The organism is Pseudomonas sp. NBRC 111127, from assembly GCF_001320345.1.
GTDB lineage: Bacteria > Pseudomonadota > Gammaproteobacteria > Pseudomonadales > Pseudomonadaceae > Aquipseudomonas > Aquipseudomonas juntendi.
On the sequence record NZ_BCBD01000015.1, the window covers coordinates 1 to 24934 of the forward strand.

Sequence of the window (24934 nt, forward strand, 5' to 3'; positions counted from 1 at the left end):
GCGAGAACCTCGTTTAGCTTCAAACACTTGACTCGCTGCGATCTCTCGTAGCGGGAGGCGAATCATACAGCGTTTAGAAGCGCTGTCAACCATCATCTCAACCGCTTTCGATCATTCGATCGTAGCCCTTACAGCGCCTTTCGAATCGGTTAACTCATTGAATTTCAAGGAGTTTGTCGTTCCGTTGTCGCTGGAAGTGGGGCGCATTATAAGGGGATTCGAGAGGGCGTCAACCTTTAATTCAAATAAACTTTCAGGGCGCTTGAAAAGCAAAGCGGGGAGGCCTTTCGGCCTCCCCGCTTCTATATAGCTTAACCGCCGGGCGATCACTCAGCCTTCAGGGTAACCCGCCCGAAGGACTTCTTACCCGCCTGGCACACATGCGTAGCACCCAGAACAAACAGGAAATCCTTGTCGACCACCACACCATCCACTTTCACTGCGCCGGCACTCAGCAAGTCACGCGCCTGCGCCGAGTTCTTCACCAGGCCAGCACGGTTCAGAACCGCAGCGATAGGCAAGCCTTCCGCCGAAACCACCTCTACCTCCGGCAGGTCTTCAGGCAGCTCGCCTTCTTTCATACGGTTGCCCGCAGCACGGTGCGCATTGGCGGCAGCCTCCTCACCATGGAAACGCGCGACAATCTCTTCCGCCAGCTTGATCTTGATGTCTCGCGGGTTGGCGCCATTGGCCACATCGGCGCGGAACTGCTCGATCTCTTCCATGGAGCGGAAGCTCAGCAGCTCGAAGTAACGCCACATGAGCGTGTCCGGGATCGACACCAGCTTGCTGTACATCACGCCCGGCGCTTCCTGGATACCGACATAGTTGCCCAGCGACTTGGACATTTTCTTCACACCGTCCAGCCCTTCGAGCAACGGCATGGTCACGATGTTCTGCGCTTCCTGACCATAGGCCCGCTGCAGTTCGCGCCCCATCAGCAGGTTGAACTTCTGGTCGGTACCACCCAGCTCGACGTCTGCTTTCAGCGCGACCGAATCGTAGCCCTGCACCAACGGGTAGAGGAACTCGTGAATGGCAATCGGCTGGTTGGTGGTGTAGCGCTTGTCGAAGTCATCGCGCTCGAGCATGCGCGCCACAGTGTACTGCGAGGCCAGGCGAATGAAGTCGGCCGGGGTCAGCTTGTCCATCCAGGTGGAGTTGAAGGCGACTTCGGTCTTGGCCGGGTCAAGAATCTTGAACACCTGCTGCTTGTAGGTCTCGGCGTTGTCCAGCACCTGCTCACGAGTCAGCGGCGGACGCGTTGCGCTCTTGCCGCTTGGGTCGCCGATCATGCCGGTGAAGTCGCCGATCAGGAAGATGACCTGATGGCCCAGCTCCTGGAACTGACGCAGCTTGTTGATCAGCACCGTGTGCCCCAGGTGCAGGTCCGGGGCGGTCGGGTCGAAGCCGGCCTTGATGCGCAGAGGCTGGCCGCGCTTGAGCTTCTCAACCAGTTCCGACTCGACCAGTACTTCTTCCGCACCGCGCTTGATAAGCGCCAGCTGCTCTTCAACCGACTTCATAGACAAACCCGCAAGGCTCAGATTCAGGGGGAGCCAACCATACAAGATCGGCCGTCAAATACAAGTTTTGCAAAGGAATGTGACCCGGGCACAGGCTTGCGACGTCTACGCGCCCTTGCGTGAAAGTGGATTTGGTTATATTTTATACAGTTATTTGATCTTCATCATGTCATTCATCTATTCCATTTCACCTTTTTCAAAGTCACCTTACCCATGACCAACGAACCGCCTAAAGCGCCACCGCTTTATCCGAAGAGCCACCTGCTGGCCGCCAGCGGCATTGCCGCCCTGCTCAGCCTGGCTTTGCTGGTATTTCCGTCCAGCGAAGTGGAAGCCAAGAAAACCACCCTCAACCTCGAGCTGGAAAGCCCTGCCGAACAATTGAAGGACGAAGCCCGCGCTGCGCCCATGGTGCAGGCACAGGGTGAGCAAGGCTCACCTTTCGCCCAGATAGAAGCAGCCACACCCGAAACCCAGAAAGCAGAGCAGCCAACGCAAGACGCCAAACAGGTTGCCGAAGCCGCCAAGCAACCAGGCCACCGCGAAGTTACCGTAGCGCGCGGCGATACCCTGTCCACGCTCTTCGCCAAGGTCGGCCTGCCAGCCAATGCCGTGCACGACCTGCTGGCCAGCAACAAGCAGGCCAAGCAGTTCACCCAACTCAAGCACGGCCAGGTCCTGCAGTTCGAACTCGACAAGGATGGCCAACTGGCCAGCCTGCACAGCAAGGTCAGCAACCTTGAAACCATCAGCCTGAGCAAAAGCGCCAAAGGCTTTACCTTCAACCGTGAAATCAGCAAGCCGGTGGTGCGTACTGCCTATGCCCACGGGGTAATCAAAAGCTCGCTGTCAGCATCTGCCCAGCGTGCCGGCCTTTCCCACAGCATGACCATGGACATGGCGCGCGTGCTAGGCTACGACATCGACTTCGCCCAGGATATTCGCCCAGGCGACGAGTTCGACGTGGTCTACGAGCAGAAGGTGATGGATGGCAAGGTCGTCGGCACGGGCAATATCCTTTCGGCGCGCTTCACCAACCGTGGCAAAACCTACACTGCCGTGCGCTACACCAACAAGCAGGGCAACACTACCTACTACACTGCCGATGGCAACAGCCTGCGCAAAGCCTTCATCCGCACCCCGGTGGACTTCGCCCGTATCAGTTCGCGCTTTTCCGCCGGCCGCAAGCACCCGATCCTGAACAAGATTCGCGCGCACAAGGGCGTTGACTACGCAGCCCCACGCGGCACGCCTATCAAGGCAGCAGGCGACGGCCGCATCGAACTGGCCGGGCGCCGCGGCGGCTACGGCAACACCGTGATCATCCAGCACGGTAACCGCTACAAGACGCTGTATGGCCACATGCAGGGCTTTGCCAAAGGCATCAAGACCGGTAGCACCGTCAAGCAGGGCCAGATCATCGGTTACATCGGCACCACCGGCCTTTCCACCGGGCCGCATCTTCACTATGAGTTCCAGGTCAACGGCGTGCATGTCGACCCCCTGAGCCAGAAGGTGCCAATGGCCGACCCGATCGCCAAGAACGAGCGTCAACGCTTCTTGCAGCAGAGCCAGCCACTGATCGCCCGCATGGATCAGGAAAAGGCCACCCTGCTCGCCGCGAACAAGCGCTAAGCCATGGCGCTTTACCTGGGGGTGATGTCCGGCACCAGCCTGGATGGCCTGGACATCGCCTTGGTCGAACAAGGCGAGCAGCTTGAACTGCTCGCCACGCTCTACCTGCCAATGCCCGCCAGCCTGCGCCAGGACTTGCTTGCCCTGTGCAGCAGCGGCCCTGACGAAATCGCCCGGGCAGCATTGGCGGAAAATCACTGGGCCACCCTTGCGGCCGAGGGTATACGCCAGCTGCTCGCTCAGCAGGGCCTGCAGGCTGACGCCATACGCGCCATTGGTAGCCATGGCCAGACTGTCCGTCACGAACCCGCCCGCGGGTTCACCGTACAGATCGGTAACCCCGCGCTGCTCGCCGAGCTTACTGGTATCAGCGTGATAGCCGACTTCCGCCGCCGCGATGTTGCCGCCGGCGGGCAAGGCGCGCCACTTGTCCCGGCCTTCCACGAAACCCTGTTCAGCCACCTGGGCCAACGGGTAGCAATTCTCAATGTGGGCGGTTTCAGCAACCTCAGCCTGATCGAGCGGGATGCACCGGTGCATGGCTTTGATTGTGGCCCAGGCAATGTTTTGCTGGATGCCTGGGTCGAGCGCAAACGCGGCCAGGCCTACGATGCCGACGGTGCCTGGGCTGCCACCGGCGTGGTGCAGGCCGATTTGCTGCACGCATTGATGAGCGACCCGTTCTTCGCGGGCAGCGGCCCCAAGAGTACCGGCCGTGAGGTGTTCAACCTGCCTTGGCTCGACCGCCACCTCGCCGGCCTGCCCGCCTACCGGGACGAGGATGTGCAGGCGACACTGCTGGAGTTGACCGCACGCAGCATCATCGACTCGCTGGAAAACGCGCAACAAGGCACCGAAGCACTGTTGGTCTGCGGTGGAGGCGCCCGCAACGGTGCGCTGATGGCCCGCCTCGGCCAACTGCTGCCTACTGCACATGTTACAAGCACCAGCGCCCATGGCGTAGACCCTGACTGGGTCGAAGCCATGGCCTTTGCCTGGCTGGCCCATTGCTGCCTGGAGGGCATCGCCGCCAACCGCCCCAGCGTCACTGCCGCCAGGGGCCTACGCGTACTCGGCGCAATCTACCCGGCATGACACCCGGGCCAGAAAGCAAAACGCCGCGCAATTGCGCGGCGTTTTCGTATCGGCCCGAATTCAGATCGAGAACGACGACCCGCAACCGCAGGTGGTGGCGGCATTCGGGTTCTTGATCACAAAGCGCGAACCTTCCAGGCCTTCCTGGTAGTCCACTTCGGCACCGGCCAGGTACTGGAAGCTCATCGGGTCGACCACCAGGGAAACGCCTTCGCGCTCGACGATGGTGTCGTCTTCAGCCACGTCTTCGTCGAAGGTGAAGCCGTACTGAAAGCCCGAGCAACCGCCACCGGTCACGAACACCCGCAGCTTCAGACGTTCATTGCCTTCCTCATTGACCAGGTTCTTCACCTTCTGGGCTGCGCCATGGGTGAATTCCAGGCCGGTAGGGGTGAAGGTTTCGACGCTCATGTTGATTCTCCCGGCGCGGTAGCCGCCATATAACTCTCGATGACGCGCATTATCCGCTTTCCCGAGAAAATTGGTCAACAATACGTAAGCCGCAAGCGACAACCTACACGCCGCAAGCTCCACCCGCAGGGGTGTTGCTCGCGGCGTCTGTCACGGCAGCAGGCCTGCGTGGGACAGGCCCATGCGCTCATCCAGGCCAAACAGGATGTTGAGGTTCTGCACTGCCTGACCCGAAGCCCCCTTCACCAGGTTGTCGATCACCGACAGCACCACTACCAGGTCCCCGCCCTGCGGGCGATGAACGGCAATGCGGCAAACGTTGGCACCGCGCACGCTGCGGGTTTCCGGGTGGCTACCGGCCGGCATCACGTCGACGAACGGCTCATCGGCGTAGCGTTTCTCGAACAGCGCCTGCAGGTCGACCGAAGTATCGGCCACGTTCGCGTACAGGGTAGCGTGGATACCACGGATCATCGGTGTCAGGTGCGGCACGAAGGTCAGGCCGATGTCCTTGCCGGCCGCCTGGCGCAGGCCCTGGCTGATTTCCGGCAAGTGGCGATGCCCCTTGACGGCATAGGCCTTCATGCTTTCACCGGCTTCGCAGAACAGCGAACCCACTGCCGCACCACGCCCGGCGCCGCTGACACCCGACTTGCAGTCGGCGATCAGCCGCGCGGGGTCGGCCAGGCCCGCTTCCAGTAGCGGCAGGAAACCGAGCTGGGTGGCGGTCGGGTAGCAACCCGGCACGGCAATCAGGCGCGCCTGGCGAATCTTCTCGCGGTTCACTTCCGGCAGGCCATACACGGCATCCTTGAGCAGTTCAGGCGCGCCATGCGGCTGACCGTACCACTTGCCCCACTCGGTGGCATCCTGCAGACGGAAGTCAGCCGACAGGTCGATCACCTTGGTACCCGCCGCCAGCAATTCGCCGGCCAGTGCGTGGGCAACGCCATGCGGTGTGGCGAAGAACACGACGTCGCAAGCAGCCAGGGCCTTGCTGTCGGGTACGCTGAACGCCAGCCCGTCATAGTGGCCGCGCAGGTTCGGGTACATGTCTGCCACCGCCACGCCCGCCTCCGAGCGCGAAGTGATGACCGCCACTTCGGCCTGTGGATGCTGTGCCAGCAGACGCAACAGTTCGACGCCGGTGTAACCGGTGCCGCCAACAATACCGACCTTGATCATAACGCTTGCCCCTTATCAACGAGCCGTCTGGAAAGCGCACGATAATAGGGGCGCGAGGCGCCTGTAACAACTCTTCGGGTGTCCCTTCCGGCGCCCGACCACTACTATCTGACGACCGTGATTACCTGAAGGAACACCCTCCATGCTTTACCTATGGATCAAAGCGCTGCATATCGTCAGCGTAGTCTGCTGGTTCGCCGGCCTGTTCTATCTGCCGCGGCTGTTCGTGTACCACGCCCAGAGCCAGGACAGCATCAGCCAGGAACGCTTCGTGACCATGGAGCGCAAGCTCTACCGCGGCATCATGAACCCGGCAATGGTCGCCACCTATGTGTTTGGCGCCTGGATGCTCTACCTCAACCCCGGCTGGCTGAGCCAGGGCTGGCTGCATGCCAAGCTGACTCTGGTAATCCTGCTCACCGGCTACCATCACGTGTGTGGCGCCCAGCGCAAACGCTTCGCCAGCGGCACCAACACACGCAGCCACGTCTACTATCGCTGGTTCAACGAAGTGCCCGTGCTCATCCTGCTGGGCATCGTGATTCTGGTGGTGGTCAAGCCGTTCTGACATAGCCACCTCAACTATCAGCAAGCCCTGCCGCGCTGCCAGGCCATTGGCCCCCGGGCCTTGTAGCAAAACGCAGCACCTGGCACGGGCAAGCTGTACACTAGGCGCCCTCTTCCGCCCCCAGGAGCCTTGCATGTCCCGTTACGCCATGATCACTGGTGCTTCCAGCGGCCTGGGCCTGGCCCTGGCGGAAGCGCTGGCACGGCGTGGACGCAACCTGATCCTGGTGGCACGCCAGCGCGAAACGCTGGAACCGGTCGCCCTCGAGCTGACCCAGCGCTTTGGTGTAGAGGTACTGTTCCGCGCCTGCGACCTCAGCCAGCCGCTGCGCCTGTCAGGTTTCGTGCTGGAGCTGGAAGAAGGCGAGCGGCGCATCGACCTGCTGGTCAACTGCGCCGGTTTGCGCACCTACGGCCCGTTCCTGGCCCATGAGTGGGCTGACGAGCAAGACCTGCTCGAGGTCAACGTGCTGGCAATGAGCCGGCTATGCCATGCAATCGGCAACCTGATGGCCGTGCAGGGTGGCGGGCAGATCCTCAACGTTGCAGGCCTGGCCGGGGTCGCACCTGGGCCGTGGATGGCGGCCTATGCCGCCAGCAAAGCTTACGTGCTGAGCTTTTCCCAGGCACTGCGCGAGGAGCTCAAGCGCGCCGGCATCAAAGTCTCGGTACTGTGCCCCGGCCCGGTATGCTCTGCACGGCGGCGCATCCCCCGCCTGGATGGCAAGCCACGCTGCCTGAGCCCCGAGGAAGTGGCCCTGTACACGGTGCGGGCGCTGGACAAGAACCGCGCCCTGATCATGCCAGGGCGGCGCAACCGCTGGCTGGCCTTCGCCCCCCGTCTGCTGCCACGCTGGCTGGTACGCAAACTGGCCGGCGCCATTCACCGCCGCTATTGCCCGGCCGGCATGGAATAGCCACTGGGCGATTGGCGCTTGGCTGAGTACACTCGGCCCGACCTTCACCATGGAGCAGTGCTGTGGACGATCTATTCCTCAAAATCATCAACCGGGAAATTCCGGCGGATATCATCTACGAAGACGACCAGGTCCTGGCGTTCAAGGACATTGCTCCCGCGGCGCCGGTGCATTTCCTGGTCATCCCGAAAAAGCACATTCCTACCCTCAATCACCTCACAGAAGAGGACAAGGCCCTGGCAGGCCACATCCTGTTCACTGCCCAGCGCCTGGCAGTCGAACAAGGCTGCGAGGAAGGCTTCCGCGTGGTAATGAACTGCAACCCCAAAGGCGGCCAGACCGTCTACCACATCCATATGCACGTGCTCGGCCAGCGCCAGATGAACTGGCCGCCGGGCTGATCCACGGCAAGCGACCCCGCCGCTATTGCGGTAAACTGTCGGGCACATTCTTGCGGAGGTGCCCGATGGCTACCGAACGTCACTACTCGCCGCTTGACCGCTTGTTGCTGCAGGCCGATACCGCCATGCGCACCTTGCTGCCCTTCAGCGGCCAACCCGCCCGGCCGTCACCGGCCATCATCCAGCCAGACGCCACCCTGGACGAACAGCAAACCCGCCACATTGCCGGGCTGATGCGCATCAACCATACCGGTGAAGTCTGCGCCCAGGCGCTGTACCAGGGTCAGGCTCTGACGGCGAAGCTGCCCGAAGTGCGCAAGGCCATGGAGCATGCCGCCGAGGAAGAAATCGACCACCTGGCGTGGTGCGAGCAACGCATTCGCCAGCTGAACAGCCACCCAAGTGTGCTCAACCCCCTGTTCTATGGCATGTCCTTCGGCATCGGCGCACTGGCCGGACTGGTCAGCGACAAGGTCAGCCTGGGTTTCGTCGCCGCCACCGAGCACCAGGTGTGCAAGCACCTGGACGAGCACCTTGAGCAGCTGCCGCAAGAAGACGAAAAGTCCCGCGCCATTCTCGAACAGATGCGCGTCGACGAAGAGCAGCACGCCGAGTCTGCCCTGGAAGCCGGTGGCTACCGTTTCCCTGCTCCTGTGCGCTTCGGTATGAGCTTGCTGGCCAAGGTCATGACCAAGAGCACCTACCGTATCTGAAGGTAGCCCCATGACGGACCGAATCGACGCCAAGGACCTGGCGCGTGCCGTGCAAGCCGGCGTTCTCCAGCCTGGCCAGGACCAGGCCCTGCTGGCGTTCCTTCGCCAGCAACCGCCAGCACGCGGTACCTTTCAGCTGGCCCATGTCGCCTTCTACTTCGGCGCCATGCTGATCATGGCGGCCATGGGCTGGTTGCTCACCGAGGCCTGGATGAGCATCGGCGACGCCGCACTGCTGGGCATCGCCAGCCTGTACATCGGGCTGATCACCTTGTTTGCCCTCAACTTGCAGCGGCGTGCGCAGCCCGTAGCCGCCGGGGTACTGGCCGCCGTCGCGGTCAGTATCGTGCCGCTGGCAGTGTTCGCCATCGAACGCTTGGCGGGTTGGTGGCCAATGGATGACACCCAGGCCAACTACCACCACTACTACACCTACGTGCAAGGCGGCTGGCTGGCGATGGAGGCGGCCACGGTAGTGGCCGGTTTGCTGATGCTCCGGTTGATCCCCTACCCGTTCATCGTCATGCCGATCGCCGTGGCCCTATGGTTCATGTCGATGGACCTGACTGAGTGGTTCTTCGGCTCGCCGTTCAGCTGGGCGCAGCGCCGTGAGGTTTCGCTGTGGTTCGGCCTGGGAATGCTGGTGGTGTTCCTGCTGGTGGACGGCCGTACACGCGAGGACTATGCCCGCTGGGGGTACCTGGCAGGGCTGGCGGCATTCTGGGGCGGGCTGACGCTACTGGACAGCGGCAGCGAGCTGGGCAAGGCGCTGTACTGCCTGATAAACATTGCGCTGATGGGCATGGCAGTGCTGCTACGCCGGCCGGTGTTCATGGTGTTCGGCGCGCTGGGGGTTGCGGCCTACCTGGGCTACCTGGCGTATGAGGTATTCGCGCAATCGCTGCTGTTCCCGGTCGTGGTGACGCTGATCGGGCTGGGGGTCATCTGGCTGGGGCTGGTCTACCAGAAGCGCCGGGAGCGGTTGAGCCGCGCAATGCGCAGCGGCTTGCCGGCATGGCTTCGCTCTGCATTACCGGCACTGCGCAACTGATGGTATCGGGGCCGCTTTGCGGCCCCAAAAAACCCGGCTTCAACCCAACTCTACAATCTCGTACCCGTGGGTAATCTCGACCCCGGCACGCTCGAGCATGATCGACGCAGAGCAGTACTTCTCTGCCGACAGCTCTACCGCGCGCTTGATCTGCGCTTCTTTCAGCCCGCGCCCCTTAACGACGAAGTTCATGTGGATCTTGGTGAACACTTTCGGGTCTTCACTGGCGCGCTCGGCTTCCAGAAACGCCTCGCAGCTCTCCACCGCCTGGCGCGACTTCTTCAGAATGCTGACCACGTCAAAGCTGCTGCAGCCACCCAACCCCAACAGCAGCATCTCCATAGGGCGCACACCCAGGTTGCGGCCGCCGGCCTCGGGCGGGCCATCCATCACGACGACATGGCCGCTGCCCGATTCGCCGAGAAACATTGCCTCACCGGCCCACTGGATACGTGCCTTCATCTACCTGGACTCCTGATATTCGGAAAAGGGTGTCAGCTTAGACCTTGTGTGGCTGTGGGAAAAGTACGAGAGGACTCGGTTTAGTACCGAAACATCTTGTAGTGTCTGATAAGCTGGCGCCAAATGACTGGCGCCTGCCGCTGTCGATTTACAAAAATACCCAAGCCTCGTATCGAACAGGACTTCGTGATGGTTGCCTCTGCCCTACCCGCAAAGATCAAGAACATCGACAAGTTGCTGGTGCACTGCCAGCGCCGCCGCTTCACCGCAAAAAGCAACATCATCTGCGCTGGCGACCGGGCCGAAACACTGTCGTTCATCATCAAGGGGTCGGTCACCATCATCATCGAAGACGATGACGGTCATGAAATGATCATCGCCTACCTCAACCCGGGCGATTTCTTTGGCGAGCTGGGGCTGTTCGAGCCCGTTGAGGGTGAGCAGCAGCGCAGCGCCTGGGTACGGGCGAAGACGGAATGCGAAGTGGCCGAGATCAGTTACGAGAAATTTCGCGAAGTTGCGCGCCAGGACCCGGAAATTCTCTACGCCCTGGGCAGCCAGATGGCCCAACGCCTTCGTAATACCACACGCAAGGTCGGCGACCTGGCGTTCTTCGACGTAACCGGCCGCGTCGCCCGCTGCCTGCTGGAGCTGTGCAAGCAGCCCGACGCCATGACCCATCCGGATGGCATGCAGATCAAGATCACCCGCCAGGAAATCGGCCGCATCGTCGGTTGCTCGCGGGAAATGGTCGGCCGCGTGCTCAAGGACCTCGAAGAGCGCAGCCTGGTCCATGTCAAAGGCAAGACCATGGTGGTCTACGGTACCCGCTAATCCCTGGGCAGGTCGGCCAAGACCTTGGCGTAAGCTTGCGAGAGGCGCTGGAACCAGGGCACTGCGGGCGCCACTTCGTGCAAGGCAATGTGTGCGTCGGCGCGGCAACGCTGCTCAAGCTCGCAGCACTCGTTGAAACGGTTGACCGCCGCCACCATCGCCTCACGTTCGTTGTCCAGCAACAACGCGCCGTGCACCAGTACCACCGGGCGTTTACCGCCCAGGCCCTGGCGCCAGCGCTGGGCGGTACCGACCAGCTTACGGCCATTGAGGTTGACGTTGTAGCGGCCATCGCAAAAGGCGCCGTCGATTTCCCCTACCGACGCTACCCCGCCCCACTCGCGCAACACATCGCACAGTGGCAGGCACAGGCGCTCATAAGCGGTTTCGATGCGGCCATGGTCGCCTTCGCTGCGCGGCGCGGCATAGACCAGCGCCACGTTCACGGTGGCATGCGACTGCGGTACCGGCTCACCGCCGGTTTCACGCAGCAATACCGGCCAACCGGCAATCGCCAGTTCTGCGCACGCTGTTTCGAAATTGGCCAACCGGCTCATGCGCCGGGGCATGACCAAGGCATGGTCAGTGGGGCGCCAGAACAGCACACCACTCTCGCGTTCACCGCGGCAAACGGCGGCCAGCAGGTCCTGCTCGGCGTGCAAGCCCTGCTCGACGGTCAGGGCCAGGGGTTGATCGCTCATTGCTCCACCTTGGTTGTTGTTTTCAAGGGCCTCTTGCCGGGCCTGTAAAAAAGCCGGCAATCACGCCGGCTTCATTGCAATCAATCCAGTTGCTGAACAGTTTTCTTCACCTGGTCCGGGAAGAACAGCCGCTGCAGCTCCAGCCCAGGTTGTTCGGCGCGCATGAATGCCTCACCCACCAGGAACGAATAAACGTCGTTGATCGCCATCAGCTCGACATCGGCCCGGTTCAAGATACCGCTCTCGGTAACTGCCAGGCGATCACGCGGTATGCGCGGCAGCAGGTCGAGGGTGGTTTCCAGGCTGACTTCAAAGGTGTGCAGGTTGCGGTTGTTCACGCCCACCAGCGGTGTATCCAGGGTTTTCAGCGCACGCTCCAGCTCATCGCCATCGTGCACTTCTACCAGTACATCGAGGCCGACGTCCTTGGCAGTGGCGGCCAGTTCGGCCATCTTCACGTCATCCAGCGCCGACACGATCAGCAGCACGCAGTCCGCACCCAAGGCCCGCGCCTCGACGATCTGGTAGGGGTCGATCATGAAATCCTTGCGGATCACGGGCAGGGAAACCGCCGCACGAGCCTGCTGCAAGTACTCATCGGCGCCCAGGAAGTAGTCCACATCGGTCAGCACCGACAGGCAGGTAGCACCGCCCTTCTCATAGCTGACAGCGATTTCCGCGGGCCTGAAGTCTTCACGGATCACGCCCTTGCTGGGCGAGGCCTTCTTGATTTCGGCAATCACCGCAGGCTGCTTGCGCTTGGCCTGCTCGATCAAGGCATTGGCAAAGCCCCGAGGGGCGTCAGCGGCCTTGGCCAGGCCCTCCAGTTCGCGAAGGCTGACCCGCGCGCTGCGCTCGGCCACTTCCTGGAACTTGCGGGCAATGATCTTTTCCAGCACCGTCGGCACGCTCATGCTTCGTTCTCCACCTTGAATACTGCAGTAAATGCACCCAGTTCCTGCAGCTTTTCCCAGGCCAGGCCGGTGTGCAGTACGTCATGGGCCAGTTCCACACCGGCTTTCAGGCTCATGGCATGGTCAGCGGCGTACAGCGCCGCACCGGCATTGAGCACGATCATCTCGGCAGCTTTCTGGCCGTTTTCAGTCTTGCGGCGGCCCAGTGCATCACGGATCAGTTCCAGTGACGCCTGCGGGCTCTCAACGGCCAGGCCATGCAGGCTCTGGCTTTTCATGCCGAGGTCTTCCGGCTCGACCCAGTATTCGGTGATCTGGTCGTTCTTCAGCTCGGCCACAAAGGTGGGGGCAGCCAGGCTGAACTCATCCAGGCCATCCTTCGAGTGCACCACCAGCACATGCTTGCTGCCCAGGCGCTGCAGCACCTCGGCCAACGGCCGGCACAGGGACTGAGCGAACACGCCGACAACCTGGTGTTTCACACCGGCCGGATTCGTAAGCGGGCCGAGCATGTTGAACAGGGTACGCATACCCAGCTCGCGGCGCGGGCCAGCGGCGTGCTTCATTGCCGAGTGATGGCTTTGCGCGAACATGAAGCCGATCCCCAGGCTGTCGATGCAGCGGCCCACTTGCGTTGGCGTCAGGTTCAGGTAGATACCGGCAGCTTCCAGCAAGTCGGCACTGCCGCTCTTGCCCGACACCGCGCGGTTGCCATGCTTGGCCACTGGGCAGCCCGCCGCCGCCAGCACGAACGACGAAGCGGTGGAAACGTTGAAGATGTTGGCACCGTCACCGCCGGTACCGACGATATCCACCACACCCTCCAGGCTCTGCAGTTCGACCTTGTCGGCCAGCTCGCGCATCACCGATACCGCGCCCACGATCTCGTCGATGCTCTCGCTTTTCATGCGCATGCCCATCAGGAAGGCGCCGATCTGCGCCTCGCTGCACTGGCCTGTCATGATCTGGCGCATCACATCGCGCATTTCTTCGGTCGAAAGGTCCAGCTGGCCAACGATACGGCTCAGCGCGCTTTTGATATCCATATTCAATCCTTAGCGGCGGCCGCCGGTCTGCTTGAGGAAGTTGGCGAACAGCTCGTGGCCCTGCTCGGTGAGGATCGACTCAGGGTGGAACTGCACCCCTTCGATGTTCAGCGTTTTATGGCGCAGGCCCATGATCTCGTCGACCGAACCATCTGCATGGGCCGTCCAGGCGGTCACTTCCAGGCAGTCAGGCAAGGTGTCGCGCGTGACCACCAGCGAGTGGTAGCGGGTCACCGTCAGCGGGTTGTTGAGGCCGGCAAACACGCCGAGGTCGCGGTGGAGTACCGGGCTGGTCTTGCCATGCATCACCTGGCGAGCCCGGACCACGTCACCGCCAAAGGCCTGGCCGATGGACTGGTGGCCCAGGCATACGCCGAGGATCGGCAGCTTGCCGGCGAAATGCAGGATGGCCTCGATGGACACACCCGCCTCGCTCGGCGTGCACGGGCCAGGGGAGACGACGATCCGCTCGGGGTTCAGGGCTTCGATCTGGGCAATGGTCAGTTCGTCATTGCGAACGACCTTGACCTCGGCACCCAGCTCGCCAAGGTACTGCACAACGTTGTAAGTAAATGAGTCGTAGTTGTCGATCATCAGTAACATGGTGTTAAACCTCTTGAACTTACTGACTTCAAATTCGAACCTCCCTCTGCCCGCCATAGCGGTGGCTGTGCCACTTGAGGGCGAGGAACAGGAAGGCAAACAGGGGCGGGCCGGACTGGCCGGCAGGGGATAAAGTCAGGCGCGCCAACGCCAACGGGCGTGGGCCTTGATTACGCGCATCAAGAGTTTGCTGACGATCAACACAGGGTAGGTCTCGCTCATACGTCACGGCACAGTAGCCTACCGGCGCGGCGGGCGCAATATGCCTGTAAACACGGGGAAACGAATGGACTTGGGAGCGAAGCCCCACGATTTGCTAATGTCGATCAGGTTGTTCTCATAAAAACAAAGAAAAGGATGTTCCGCGATGAGAAAAGCTCCACTTTTGCGCTTTGCCTTCGCTTCATTAGCCCTGGCCTGCAGCCAGGCCTTTGCCACCCCCTCGCCCTATTCCACGCTGATCGTATTCGGCGACAGCCTGGCAGATGCCGGGCAGTTCCCCGACCTGACAGGTGGCACCTCCGGCGCCCGCTTCACCAACCGTGATGCCGATGGCAATTTTGCCCCGGTGTCGCCGATGATCCTCGGTGGCCGTTTGGGCATAGACCCCAATGCGCTGAACCCCTCCACCTCGGTCGGTGTACGCCCCGACGGCAACAACTGGGCGGTAGGGGGCTACACCACGCAACAGATTCTTGATTCGATCACCGAAACCTCCAGAACCGTCATTCCACCCGGCAACCCAGGCGCTGGGACGGTGTTGCGAGAGAAGCCTGGCTACCTGGCCAACGGGCTGCGCGCCGACCCCAATGCCCTGTACTACCTGACCGGCGGCGGCAACGACTTTCTGCAAGGCCTGGTCAACAGCCCGGCCGACGCAGTGGCGGCCGGTGCTCGGCTGGCCGCCAGCGCTCAGGCCCTGCAACAAGGTGGCGCACGCTACATCATGGTCTGGCTGCTTCCCGACCTTGGCCAAACACCGAACTTCAGCGGCACGCCGCAACAGAACCCGCTCTCGTTGCTGTCCGGGGCGTTCAATCAATCGCTGCTGGGCCAGCTGAGGCAGATCGATGCCCAGGTCATCCCCCTGAACATCCCTGTGTTGCTGAGCGAGGCCTTGGCCAGCCCCAGCCAGTTCGGCCTGGCACCTGACCAGAACCTGGTCGGCACTTGCTACAGCGGGCAAGGCTGCGTGGGCAACCCGGTCCATGGCATCGACGGCACCACGCCAGACCCGACCCGGCTACTGTTCAACGATTCGGTGCACCCGACCATCGCCGGCCAGCAACTGATTGCCGATTACGCCTACTCGATCCTGTCCGCGCCATGGGAACTGTCCCTGCTGCCGGAAATGGCCCACGCCAGCCTGCGTGCCCACCAGGATGAATTGCGCAGCCAATGGCAAACGCCATGGCAGGCGATCGGCCAGTGGCAAGCGTTTGTCAGCAGCGGCGCCCAGGACCTGGACTTCGACAGCCAGCGCAGCGCGGCCAGCGGCGATGGCCGGGGGTACAACCTGACCGTGGGTGGCAGCTACCGCCTGAACGATGCCTGGCGCCTGGGGCTGGCGGGCGGCGTCTACCGGCAGAAGCTGGAAGCAGGCGCGCAAGACTCGGACTACAAGCTCGACAGCTACCTGGCCAGCGCCTTCGCCCAGTACCGGCAGGACCGCTGGTGGGCCGATGCTGCGCTGACAGCCGGGCACCTGGACTATAGCGACCTCAAGCGCACCTTTGCCCTGGGCGTGAACGACCGTAGCGAAAAGGGCGACACCGACGGTGAAGCCTGGGCGATGTCCGCACGGTTGGGCTACAACCTGATGGCGGACAGCAGCAACTGGCAGCTGGCGCCGTTCATCAGCGCCGATTACGCGCGGGTCAAGGTGGACGGCTACGACGAGAAGAGCGGGCGCTCCACAGCCCTGGGCTTCGATGACCAGGAGCGCACGTCACGCCGCCTGGGCGTGGGGCTGCTGGGCAGCGTGCAGGTGCTGCCCTCTACCCGGCTGTTCGCCGAGGTGGCGCAAGAGCATGAGTTCGAGGATGACCAGCAGGACGTGACCATGCACCTGACCAGCTTGCCGGCGAATGACTTCACCCTGACCGGGTATACGCCGCACAGCGACCTGACCCGGGCCAGCCTGGGGGTAAGCCATGAAGTGGTGGCGGGGGTGCATTTGCGCGGCAACTACAACTGGCGCAAGAGTGATGAGCTGACGCAGCAGGGGGTGAGTCTGGGGGTTAGCGTCGATTTCTAGCTGGCTGGGGCCGCTTTGCGGCCCTTTCGCGACACAAGGCCGCTCCTACAGGGAAGCGCAATCGCCGTGAATGCGATTCCTTGCAGGCGGCAGCCCAGAGGCTAGTGAATTATTTGGCGCAAGTCTGCTCAGCCAAGGCCACCGCACGGAACATCGCCCGGCGCTTGTTGATGGTTTCTTCCCACTCCAGCGCCGGCACCGAGTCGGCAACGATACCGCCACCTGCCTGCACATGCAGCTCGCCGTCCTTGATCACCGCCGTACGAATGGCAATGGCGGTATCCATGTTGCCATTCCAGGCGAAGTACCCCACGGCACCGCCATATACACCACGCTTGACCGGCTCCAGTTCGTCGATGATCTCCATTGCACGGATCTTCGGCGCCCCCGACAGGGTACCGGCAGGCAGGATCGCGCGCAGTGCATCCATCGCCGTCAGCCCTTCGCGCAAGTGGCCGGTGACGTTGGAAACAATGTGCATGACGTTGGAGTAGCGCTCGATCACCATCTTCTCGGTCAGGCGTACGCTGCCCGTGGAGGACACCCGGCCGACATCGTTGCGGCCCAGGTCGATCAGCATCAGGTGCTCGGCGATCTCTTTGTCGTCCGACAGCAGGTCGTCTTCCAGCGCACGGTCGGCCTCTTCGGTTGCGCCACGCGGGCGGGTACCGGCAATCGGGCGCACGGTGACCAGGTTGTCCTCGACCCGCACCAGCACTTCTGGCGAGCTGCCAACCACGTGGAAGTCGCCAAAATTGAAGAAGTACATGTAAGGCGTCGGGTTGAAGCAGCGCAAAGCGCGGTAGAGGTCGATTGGCGCCGCCTTGAAGTCGATCGACATACGTTGTGACGGCACCACCTGCATGCAGTCGCCAGCCAGGATGTATTCCTTGATGCGGCCAACGGCGCTTTCGTAGTCCTCACGGGTGTAGCTGGAGCGGAATGCCGGCTCGGCAGCCTGCGGGCCGCTCAGGTCCAGGCCTCGGCGTGGGGTAATAGGCTGGCGCAGGGTTTCCAGCAAGTCTTGCAGGCGCGCCTGGCCTTGCTCGAAAGCCTGATCTTGCGCAGGGTCTACCAGCACGATGGCGTGCATCTTGCCGGCCAGGTTGTCGAATACCACGACCGCGTCCGAGACCATCAGCAGAATGTCGGGCACACCCAGCGGGTCTGGGTTCGGGCTGGCCCCCAGGCGCTTTTCCACATAGCGCACGCAGTCGTAGCCGAAGTAACCGACCAGGCCGCCATTGAAACGTGGCAGGCCGGGAATGTCGGCGACCTTGTAGCGCTCCTTGAAGGTCTCGACAAAGGCCAGCGGGTCTTCGACATCGTGGCGTTCAACCTCGACACCGTCCTGCAGGATGCTGACGTGATAGCCGTGCACCCGCATCACCGTCCGCGAGGGCAGGCCGATCATCGAGTAACGGCCCCATTTCTCGCCGCCCTGCACCGATTCGAGCAGGTACGAGTTGGCCTGGTCGGCCAGCTTCAGGTAGATCGACAGCGGCGTATCGAAGTCGGCCAGGGTTTCGCAGGCCAGGGGAATGCGGTTATAGCCGGCAGCAGCCAGGCGCAGGAATTCTTCGTGGTTCATGAGTAGCCTCGTGGCAAGCAGCAATGGGTCAGGCAAACGGACGGGCCGGCATGCGCCGGCAGGCTGAAGTCAGGCGCGCCAACGCCAACGGGCCAAGGCCTTGATGACTTTCATCCAGAATTTGCCAGTAACCGCCACGGTGGACTCTCTGTCTGCTGAGGCTTGAAGGTCCGCCAACGTTATCCCAGTGGCCGGGTCTGCGCAACCGGGCAGCAATGCACGCAGATCGTCGATCACCAGGCTTGGCGACTCGTCCTTGATGGGCCGGCCATGGTTGTAGCCGTAGGTCAGCCCCACGCACTGCACCCCGGCCGCCTTTGCCGCCTGCACGTCGCTGCGCGAGTCGCCGACAAACAGCGACTGTTGCGGGCTCACGCCCGCCATTTGCATGACGAACAGCAGCGCCGCCGGGTCGGGCTTTTTCTGTGGCAGGGTGTCACCGCCGATGATCCAGCGGAAATACCGGCCGATCTTCATCTGGTCCAGCAAGGGCGCGACGAAGCGCTCCGGCTTGTTGGTGATCAAGGCCATTTCCACGCCCTGCTTGTGCAGCCAGCGCAGGGTGTCCTTGACCCCGGGGTAAACCACGGTGAGCTCATGGCTTTCGGCGTAGGCTTCCATGAACAGCGCCAAGCCCTGTTCAGCCAGCGCATCGTCCACGGTTTCATGCTCGATGCCACCGGCCAGGGCGCGGCGCACGAGCACCTGGGCGCCATTGCCGACCCATTGGCGTACCGCCTCAAGGCCAGCAGGCGGGCGCCCCAGTTCGAGCAGCATGCGGTCCACGGCGGCGGCCAGGTCTGGCACGGAATCGATCAGGGTACCGTCCAGATCGAACATCACCAGCCTGGGGAGCGTCCCCGGAAACAGCTGCTCGAAGCCACTCATGGGCGAGCCTGGGCCAGTTCGGCGCGCATTTTGGCGATGACTTCCTGGTAGTCCGGGGCATTGAAGATCGCCGAGCCGGCCACGAACGTGTCGGCGCCAGCGGCAGCGATCTCGCGGATGTTGTTGACGTTGACGCCACCGTCGATTTCCAGGCGGATATCACGGCCACTGGCGTCGATCAACGCACGCGCTTCACGCAGCTTGTCGAGTGTGCCAGGGATGAACTTCTGCCCGCCGAAACCCGGGTTGACGCTCATCAGCAGCACCATGTCGATCTTGTCCATGACGTACTTCAGGGCGTCCAGGCTGGTGGCCGGGTTGAACACCAGCCCGGCCTTGCAGCCGCCGTCCTTGATCAGTTGCAGCGAACGGTCGATGTGCTGCGAAGCTTCCGGGTGGAAGGTGATGTAGGTGGCGCCGGCTTCGATGAAGTCGCCGATGATGCGATCGACCGGGCTGACCATCAGGTGCACATCGATCGGGGCGGTGACGCCATACTTACGCAGGGCAGTGCACACCATCGGGCCGATGGTCAGGTTGGGAACGTAGTGGTTGTCCATGACATCGAAGTGGACGATGTCGGCACCCGCCGCCAGTACCTTGTCGACATCCTCGCCCAGGCGGGCGAAATCGGCAGAAAGAATGGAGGGGGCAATAGCGTAGGGCTGCATGGCGCACCTGTTGGCAGAATCACGGTGGCGCGCATTGTAACTCAGGCAACGGGGGTGAGGGCTGATTGGTATCAATGGGTGTCGACCAGTGACCAAAAGTCTTGTAGTGCCTGTACGGGCCCTATCGCCGGCAAGCCGGCTCCCACAGCGTTCTGCACAAGAGTCATGAGATGCAGAAACCTGTGGAGATCCCATGTGGGAGCCGGCTTGCCGGCGATAGGGCCCGTACAGCTACTGGAACATCAGCCAGGCTGCTGGGTTCTCAGCTTCTCGCTACGCCCGCGCAGCCACTCCAGGGTCAGCAGCAAGATCACCGAAAACGCAATCAGCAACGTCGCCGCGGCAGCGATGGTCGGGCTCAGGTTCTCGCGAATACCGCTGAACATCTGCCGCGGCAGGGTCGCCTGTTCCGGGCCGGCAAGAAACAGGGTCACCACCACCTCATCGAACGACGTGGCAAAGGCGAACAGCGCCCCCGAAATCACCCCGGGGGCGATCAGCGGCAGGGTCACCCGGCGGAAGGCCAGCAGTGGCGAAGCGCCCAGGCTGGCTGCCGCGCGCACCAGGTTGTAGTTGAAGCCCTGCAAGGTTGCCGACACCGTGATGATGACGAACGGCACGCCCAGCACCGCATGCACCAGAATCAGCGAGGTGAAGCTGTTGCCCATGCCCAGCGGGGCAAAGAACAGGTAGCTGGCCACCCCGATGATCACCACCGGCACCACCATCGGCGAAATCACCAGTGCCATCACCAGCGACTTGCCGGGAAAGTCGCCGCGGGTCAGGCCGATGGCTGCCAACGTGCCGAACACCATGGCCAGCACCGTGGCCGCAGGGGCAACGATGATGCTGTTCTTCAGCGCCCGCATCCATTCGGCCGAGTTGAAGAAGTCCTGGTACCACTGCAGCGAGAAGCCCTGCAGCGGGTACACCAGGAAGCTGCCACTGTTGAACGACAAGGGCACGATCACCAGCACCGGCAAGATCAGGAACAGCAGGATCAGGCCGCAAAGAATGCGCAGGCTGTAGAACCACACCCGCTCCACGGGCGACATGTAAGGGCTCAGCATGACAAGGCTCCTCAGCTCAGGCGCAGGCGGCTGGCGCCGACCAGCCAGCTATAGATCAGGTACAGCAGCACGGTCGCCAGCAGCAACAGCCCGCCCAGTGCGGTGGCCATGCCCCAGTTGATGCTGGTGTTGGTATAGAAGGCCACGAAGTAGCTGACCATCTGGTCGTTCGGGCTACCCAGCAGTGCCGGGGTGATGTAGTAACCAATGGCCAGGATGAATACCAGCAGGCACCCGGCGCCGACACCGGCATACGTCTGGGGGAAGTACACCCGCCAGAAACTGGCGAACGGGTGGCAACCCAGCGAAATCGCCGCGCGCATGTAGCTTGGCGAAATGCCTTTCATCACGCTGTACAGCGGCAGGATCATGAACGGCAGCAGAATGTGCACCATCGAGATGTACACGCCGGTGCGGTTGAACACCAGTTCCAGCGGCTGGTCGATGATGCCCATGGCCATCAGCGCACTGTTGATCAGCCCGCCCGACTGCAGCAGTACGATCCACGCTGCCACCCGCACCAGGATCGAGGTCCAGAACGGCAGCAACACCAGAATCATCAACAGGTTGCTCTGCCGGGTCGGCAGGTTGGCCAGCAGGTACGCCAGCGGGTAGGCCAGCACCAGGCAGATGGCGGTAATCACCACGCCCATCCACAGGGTGCGGGCAAAGATATCCAGGTAAATGGCCTGGTCCGGGGTAGCCTTGGCCAGTTCGCCAAGGTCATCGATACGGTGGTCTAGCGAAGCCAGCAGGTAGAACGGGGTCAGCGTGCTGGTGTTGCGGCGGATCGCCTGCCAGTAGGCCGGGTCGCCCCAACGTTCGTCCAGGGCCTGCAGGGCATCCTTGTAAGAGGCGGGCTCGCTCTTGAACGGCAATGCGCGCGCCGTCTTGGCCAGCAGGCTGCGGTAACCGGCCAGTTCCATGTTCAGGCGTTTGGACAGGTCGCCCAGGGTCTGGTTCTTGCGCGACTCGGCCAGGTCCTGGCTCAGCGCCTTGTACACGTCCTCGCCAGGCAGGCTCTTGCCGTCCCACTGGCTGATGACGTCGACCGTGCGCGGCAGGCCACCGACCACCTCCGGGTTGCCGACGCTTTTGTACAGCAGCGCCGCGATCGGCACCAGGAACACCAGCAGAAGGAACAGCGCCAGCGGCGCGATCAGCGCTTGCGCCTTCCAGCGGTTGACCCGCTCGGCATGCTTGAGGCGCTGCTTCAGACTTTGACCTGCGCCTTCTTTGAGTGGCACTGCAATGGCCATGGCAAACTCCGCGATACGAACTGAAATTGGGGCCGCATCGCGGCCCCTTGCGCTGGTCGGTTACTTCTTCGCCGCCCAGGCGTTGAAGCGTTGCTCCAGCTGCTCGCTGTTGTCGGCCCAGAAGGCCACGTCGATCTGCACCTGGTTGGCAATGTTCTCAGGCGTGGTCGGCATGTCTTTCTTCACCTCGTCCGACAGCAGGCTCACTGCCTTGGAATTGGCCGGGCCGTAGGCGATGTTCTCGGAGTAGATCTTCTGCTGCTCAGGCTGCACGCTGAAGGCGATGAATTTCTTCGCCTGGTCGGCATCCTTGGCACCTTTCGGGATGGCCCAGGCATCGAAGTCATAGATGCCGCCATTCCACACCACCTTGAGGTTGCTTTCCTTCTGCACCGCCGCGATGCGGCCGTTATAGGCCGAGCTCATGACCACGTCACCCGAGGCCAGGTACTGAGGTGGCTGGGCACCCGCTTCCCACCACTGGATGCTTGGCTTGAGCTCGTCGAGCTTCTTGAAGGCGCGGTCCACGCCCTCTTTGGTACCCAGCACCTGGTAAACGTCCTTGGGCGCCACGCCGTCGGCCATCAGGGCGAATTCCAGGGTGTACTTGGCGCCCTTGCGCAAGCCGCGCTTGCCAGGGAATTTCTTGGTGTCCCAGAAGTCGGCCCAGCTGGTCGGTGCGGTCTTGAGCTTGTCCGCGTTGTAGGCCAATACCGTGGACCAGACGAAGAAGCCCACGCCACAAGGCTGGATGGCGCCCGGCACGTAATCGGCTTCGTTGCCGAACAGGGCGGGGTCGATCTCTTCGAACATGCCCTCGTCACAGCCGCGGGCCAGCTCTGGCGACTCCACCTCCACCAGGTTCCACGACACGCTTTTGGTATCGACCATGGCTTTGACCTTGGCCATTTCGCCGTTGTACTCGCCTGCGACGATCTTGCCATGCCCGGCCTTTTCCCACGGCTCGTAGAACGCCTTGACCTGGGCGGCCTTGTTGGCCCCGCCGAACGAGACCACGGTGAGGTCTGCGGCCATGGCCTGGCCGGCGGTGAACAGCCCCAGGGCCAGGGCGGTCAGTTTCAACTGCTTGCGCATTCTTGTTCTCTCCACAGTACAGGGTTGGTGAAGCAATCCATCAATGGGCTTCGGCAATCGGATCGAGCGCGCGGGCGTGCTCCACCTCCCAGCCCAGCGGTACCACATCGCCCACGGCCAGGGCCGGGTCGAGTTCGGCAATGGGCTGTTTCACGAAGAAATCGCCCTTGCCGCAAACTTCCAGGCGCACCCGCACGTGGTCGCCCAGGTAGATGAACTCCGCCACCCGGCCCGAGAAGCGGTTCGCGCAGCTTTCACTGTGGCCGTTCAGGCGTACCCGCTCGGGGCGGATGGACAGGGTGACCGGTTCGCCGGCCTGGCCGACATTCACTGCCAGTGCCTCGATCCGCTCGCCGCGCGGCAGCTGCACCTGGCAGCGCTTGCCGTCGCTGGCCAGCAGCGTGCCGTTGAGGCGGTTGTTCTCGCCGATGAAATTGGCGACGAAGGTGTTGCAGGGTTCCTCGTACAGCGTGCGCGGGTCGGCGATCTGCTGGATCTCACCCTGGTGGAATACCGCCACCCGATCAGACATGGTCAGCGCTTCGCCCTGATCGTGGGTCACGTACACCACGGTCACCCCCAGGCGCTGGTGAATGTGCTTGATCTCCATCTGCATGTGCTCACGCAGCTGTTTGTCCAGTGCCCCGAGCGGCTCGTCCATCAGCACCAACTGGGGCTCGAACACCAGCGCCCGGGCCAACGCCACGCGCTGTTGCTGGCCGCCAGAAAGCTGGCCGGGGTAGCGCTTGGCAAAGGCATCCAGTTGCACCATGTTCAGCACGCGCTTGACCCGTTCGCTGATATCGGTCTTGCTCAAATTGCGTACGGTCAGCGGGAAGGCCAGGTTTTCCGCAACCGTCATGTGCGGGAACAGCGCATAGTTCTGGAACACCATGCCGATATCACGCTTGTGCGGCGGTACATTGTTGATCGAGCGCCCGGCCAGGTGGATTTCCCCGGCGGTAGGGGTTTCGAACCCTGCCAGCATCATCAGGCTGGTGGTCTTGCCGGAGCCAGAAGGGCCAAGCAGGGTGAGGAATTCGCCCTTGCGGATATCCAGGTTAAGGTCTTTGACGATCAGCGACTCGCCGTCGTAGCTCTTCTGCACACCACGGAAGCTGACCAGCGTTTCGCTGGTTGCAGCGTTCGACTTCGCCTCGCTCATGCCTGCACCTTCTTGTTGGATGACTGCGTGGGCAAAGCGTAAAAGAGGCGCAAGCGCCGGAAAATCGGGGGTGCTGAGAGAATGCCATCATCCGGATGGAAGATTTGATGTAGGGATTGCCCTACAAGGATGGCGCGTTCAGAACAGCCTTGCCCCTGGGGGGCTGCCTTGTGTCGCGATGGTGCGCGCAGCGGCCCCAGAATTCCCGCTGCACCGCAGATACCGCCGGGGTCGCAATCAGACCAGCTTGTGCTCCATGGCGTACTTCACAAGCTCCGCCAGCGAGTTCACCTTCAGCTTCTGCATCAGCCGCGCCTTGTGTGTACTGATGGTCTTGCTCGACAGCGCCAGTTGCTGGGCAATGTCATTGACGTTGGCGCCCTGGGCCAGGCGCTCGAACACGGAAAACTCCCGCTCCGAGAGCAGGGTGTGCAACGGCCGCGACTCGGTCAGGCCCACTTCGAACACCATGCGGTCAGCCAACGCCGGGTCGATATAGCGCCCGCCAGCAGCCACCCGGCGAATCGCCGTCAGCAGTAGCGCCGGGTCACTGTCCTTGGTGGCATAGCCCGCCGCACCGGCCTTCAGCGCCCGCGCGGCCATTTGCGCCTCGTCATGCATCGACAGCATCAGGATCGCCGGCGCGTCGAGCAGCGCGCGAATCCGCGGGATCGCCTCCAGCCCGCTCACGCCAGGCATCGAGATATCCAGCAGCACCACTTCGCACGGCGTATGCCGCAGGGTCTCGAGCAACTGCTCGCCATTCCCGGCCTCCCCCACCACCTGCATGTCCTTGGCCAGGCTAATCAACTGCTTGATGCCTTCACGGACAATGGTGTGGTCTTCGGCCACCAGCACTCGAATCACGTTTGCTCTC

At 62.4% G+C, this 24934-nt stretch carries 25 protein-coding genes; 9 read left to right on the forward strand and 16 right to left on the reverse strand.

The features are described 5' to 3' along the window. Positions 1–326 precede the first annotated feature (326 nt). Positions 327–1526, reverse strand: coding sequence for a tyrosine--tRNA ligase (gene tyrS / locus APH30_RS04800; RefSeq protein WP_054911820.1), 1200 nt, complete (start codon positions 1524–1526; stop codon positions 327–329). Positions 1527–1739: 213 nt separating this feature from the next. Between tyrS and APH30_RS04805 the strand changes: the two genes are divergently transcribed. Then, on the forward strand, positions 1740–3161 hold the full coding sequence (locus tag APH30_RS04805; protein WP_009681266.1) for a peptidoglycan DD-metalloendopeptidase family protein: 1422 nt from the start codon (positions 1740–1742) through the stop codon (positions 3159–3161). A 3-nt stretch (positions 3162–3164) separates the two neighbouring features. Then, positions 3165–4256, forward strand: a complete 1092-nt coding sequence (locus APH30_RS04810; RefSeq protein ID WP_054911821.1) for an anhydro-N-acetylmuramic acid kinase — start codon at positions 3165–3167, stop codon at positions 4254–4256. Positions 4257–4316: 60 nt separating this feature from the next. Here APH30_RS04810 and erpA read toward each other — a convergent pair whose 3' ends face one another. Further along, complete coding sequence (erpA, locus tag APH30_RS04815; protein ID WP_003255511.1) at positions 4317–4667, reverse strand: iron-sulfur cluster insertion protein ErpA; 351 nt, start codon at positions 4665–4667, stop codon at positions 4317–4319. Between the two features lie 150 nt (positions 4668–4817). Beyond that, positions 4818–5852, reverse strand: a complete 1035-nt coding sequence (gene argC, locus APH30_RS04820) for an N-acetyl-gamma-glutamyl-phosphate reductase (RefSeq protein ID WP_009681264.1) — start codon at positions 5850–5852, stop codon at positions 4818–4820. Between the two features lie 142 nt (positions 5853–5994). On the opposite strand from argC, the gene hemJ reads away from it, so the two are divergent. The 5 genes from hemJ to APH30_RS04845 all read left to right on the forward strand — a co-directional run bounded on the left by hemJ (position 5995) and on the right by APH30_RS04845 (position 9501). Beyond that, positions 5995–6420, forward strand: a complete 426-nt coding sequence (gene hemJ / locus APH30_RS04825; protein WP_009681263.1) for a protoporphyrinogen oxidase HemJ — start codon at positions 5995–5997, stop codon at positions 6418–6420. Between the two features lie 133 nt (positions 6421–6553). Continuing rightward, positions 6554–7336 carry an SDR family oxidoreductase gene (locus APH30_RS04830; RefSeq protein WP_054911822.1) on the forward strand — a complete coding sequence of 261 codons (783 nt, stop codon included), beginning with the start codon at positions 6554–6556 and terminating at the stop codon, positions 7334–7336. 62 nt (positions 7337–7398) lie between these two features. Further along, complete coding sequence (locus APH30_RS04835) at positions 7399–7737, forward strand: histidine triad nucleotide-binding protein (RefSeq protein WP_054906028.1); 339 nt, start codon at positions 7399–7401, stop codon at positions 7735–7737. A 65-nt stretch (positions 7738–7802) separates the two neighbouring features. Further along, positions 7803–8450 (forward strand): 2-polyprenyl-3-methyl-6-methoxy-1,4-benzoquinone monooxygenase, encoded by a 648-nt coding sequence (gene coq7 / locus APH30_RS04840; RefSeq protein WP_054911823.1) that lies wholly within the window; start codon positions 7803–7805, stop codon positions 8448–8450. A gap of 10 nt (positions 8451–8460) precedes the next feature. Beyond that, entirely contained in the window at positions 8461–9501 is a 1041-nt protein-coding gene (locus APH30_RS04845; protein ID WP_054911824.1) for a hypothetical protein, read from the forward strand. Between the two features lie 39 nt (positions 9502–9540). Here APH30_RS04845 and APH30_RS04850 read toward each other — a convergent pair whose 3' ends face one another. Next, positions 9541–9963 carry an OsmC family protein gene (locus tag APH30_RS04850; RefSeq protein WP_054911825.1) on the reverse strand — a complete coding sequence of 141 codons (423 nt, stop codon included), beginning with the start codon at positions 9961–9963 and terminating at the stop codon, positions 9541–9543. 189 nt (positions 9964–10152) lie between these two features. Between APH30_RS04850 and crp the strand changes: the two genes are divergently transcribed. After that, on the forward strand, positions 10153–10797 hold the full coding sequence (gene crp / locus APH30_RS04855; protein WP_009681258.1) for a cAMP-activated global transcriptional regulator CRP: 645 nt from the start codon (positions 10153–10155) through the stop codon (positions 10795–10797). Here crp and APH30_RS04860 read toward each other — a convergent pair. The 4 genes from APH30_RS04860 to APH30_RS04875 form a co-directional block, all read right to left on the reverse strand. Next, complete coding sequence (locus APH30_RS04860) at positions 10794–11498, reverse strand: lipoate--protein ligase family protein (protein ID WP_054911826.1); 705 nt, start codon at positions 11496–11498, stop codon at positions 10794–10796. The two genes, crp and APH30_RS04860, sit on opposite strands and share 4 nt — an antisense overlap. Positions 11499–11578: 80 nt before the next feature. Further along, positions 11579–12412: an indole-3-glycerol phosphate synthase TrpC gene (trpC, locus tag APH30_RS04865; RefSeq protein ID WP_054911827.1), complete on the reverse strand. Its 834-nt coding sequence runs from the start codon at positions 12410–12412 to the stop codon at positions 11579–11581. After that, the gene (gene trpD, locus APH30_RS04870) at positions 12409–13458 is read right to left on the reverse strand and encodes an anthranilate phosphoribosyltransferase (protein WP_054911828.1); all 1050 of its coding nucleotides are present in this window, start codon (positions 13456–13458) and stop codon (positions 12409–12411) included. The genes trpC and trpD overlap by 4 nt, the downstream gene beginning before the upstream one ends. Positions 13459–13467: 9 nt before the next feature. Further along, entirely contained in the window at positions 13468–14061 is a 594-nt protein-coding gene (locus APH30_RS04875; protein ID WP_054911829.1) for an aminodeoxychorismate/anthranilate synthase component II, read from the reverse strand. A 367-nt stretch (positions 14062–14428) separates the two neighbouring features. On the opposite strand from APH30_RS04875, the gene estP reads away from it, so the two are divergent. Continuing rightward, positions 14429–16318: an esterase EstP gene (gene estP, locus APH30_RS04880; protein WP_054911830.1), complete on the forward strand. Its 1890-nt coding sequence runs from the start codon at positions 14429–14431 to the stop codon at positions 16316–16318. A 109-nt stretch (positions 16319–16427) separates the two neighbouring features. Here estP and trpE read toward each other — a convergent pair whose 3' ends face one another. The 8 genes from trpE to APH30_RS04920 form a co-directional block, all read right to left on the reverse strand. Beyond that, on the reverse strand, positions 16428–17909 hold the full coding sequence (trpE, locus tag APH30_RS04885; RefSeq protein WP_054911831.1) for an anthranilate synthase component I: 1482 nt from the start codon (positions 17907–17909) through the stop codon (positions 16428–16430). Between the two features lie 69 nt (positions 17910–17978). Further along, positions 17979–18797 carry a phosphoglycolate phosphatase gene (locus APH30_RS04890; RefSeq protein WP_029885955.1) on the reverse strand — a complete coding sequence of 273 codons (819 nt, stop codon included), beginning with the start codon at positions 18795–18797 and terminating at the stop codon, positions 17979–17981. Further along, on the reverse strand, positions 18794–19468 hold the full coding sequence (gene rpe, locus APH30_RS04895) for a ribulose-phosphate 3-epimerase (protein ID WP_029885954.1): 675 nt from the start codon (positions 19466–19468) through the stop codon (positions 18794–18796). Before rpe ends, APH30_RS04890 begins: the two co-directional genes overlap by 4 nt. A gap of 242 nt (positions 19469–19710) precedes the next feature. Continuing rightward, positions 19711–20538 (reverse strand): ABC transporter permease, encoded by an 828-nt coding sequence (locus tag APH30_RS04900; protein ID WP_054911832.1) that lies wholly within the window; start codon positions 20536–20538, stop codon positions 19711–19713. A gap of 11 nt (positions 20539–20549) precedes the next feature. Further along, complete coding sequence (locus APH30_RS04905) at positions 20550–21797, reverse strand: ABC transporter permease (protein WP_009685250.1); 1248 nt, start codon at positions 21795–21797, stop codon at positions 20550–20552. A gap of 60 nt (positions 21798–21857) precedes the next feature. Then, the gene (locus APH30_RS04910; RefSeq protein WP_054911833.1) at positions 21858–22892 is read right to left on the reverse strand and encodes an ABC transporter substrate-binding protein; all 1035 of its coding nucleotides are present in this window, start codon (positions 22890–22892) and stop codon (positions 21858–21860) included. A gap of 40 nt (positions 22893–22932) precedes the next feature. Beyond that, positions 22933–24057 (reverse strand): ABC transporter ATP-binding protein, encoded by a 1125-nt coding sequence (locus APH30_RS04915; RefSeq protein ID WP_054906233.1) that lies wholly within the window; start codon positions 24055–24057, stop codon positions 22933–22935. A 237-nt stretch (positions 24058–24294) separates the two neighbouring features. Next, positions 24295–24924, reverse strand: a complete 630-nt coding sequence (locus tag APH30_RS04920) for a response regulator transcription factor (protein WP_054911834.1) — start codon at positions 24922–24924, stop codon at positions 24295–24297. Positions 24925–24934 lie beyond the last annotated feature (10 nt).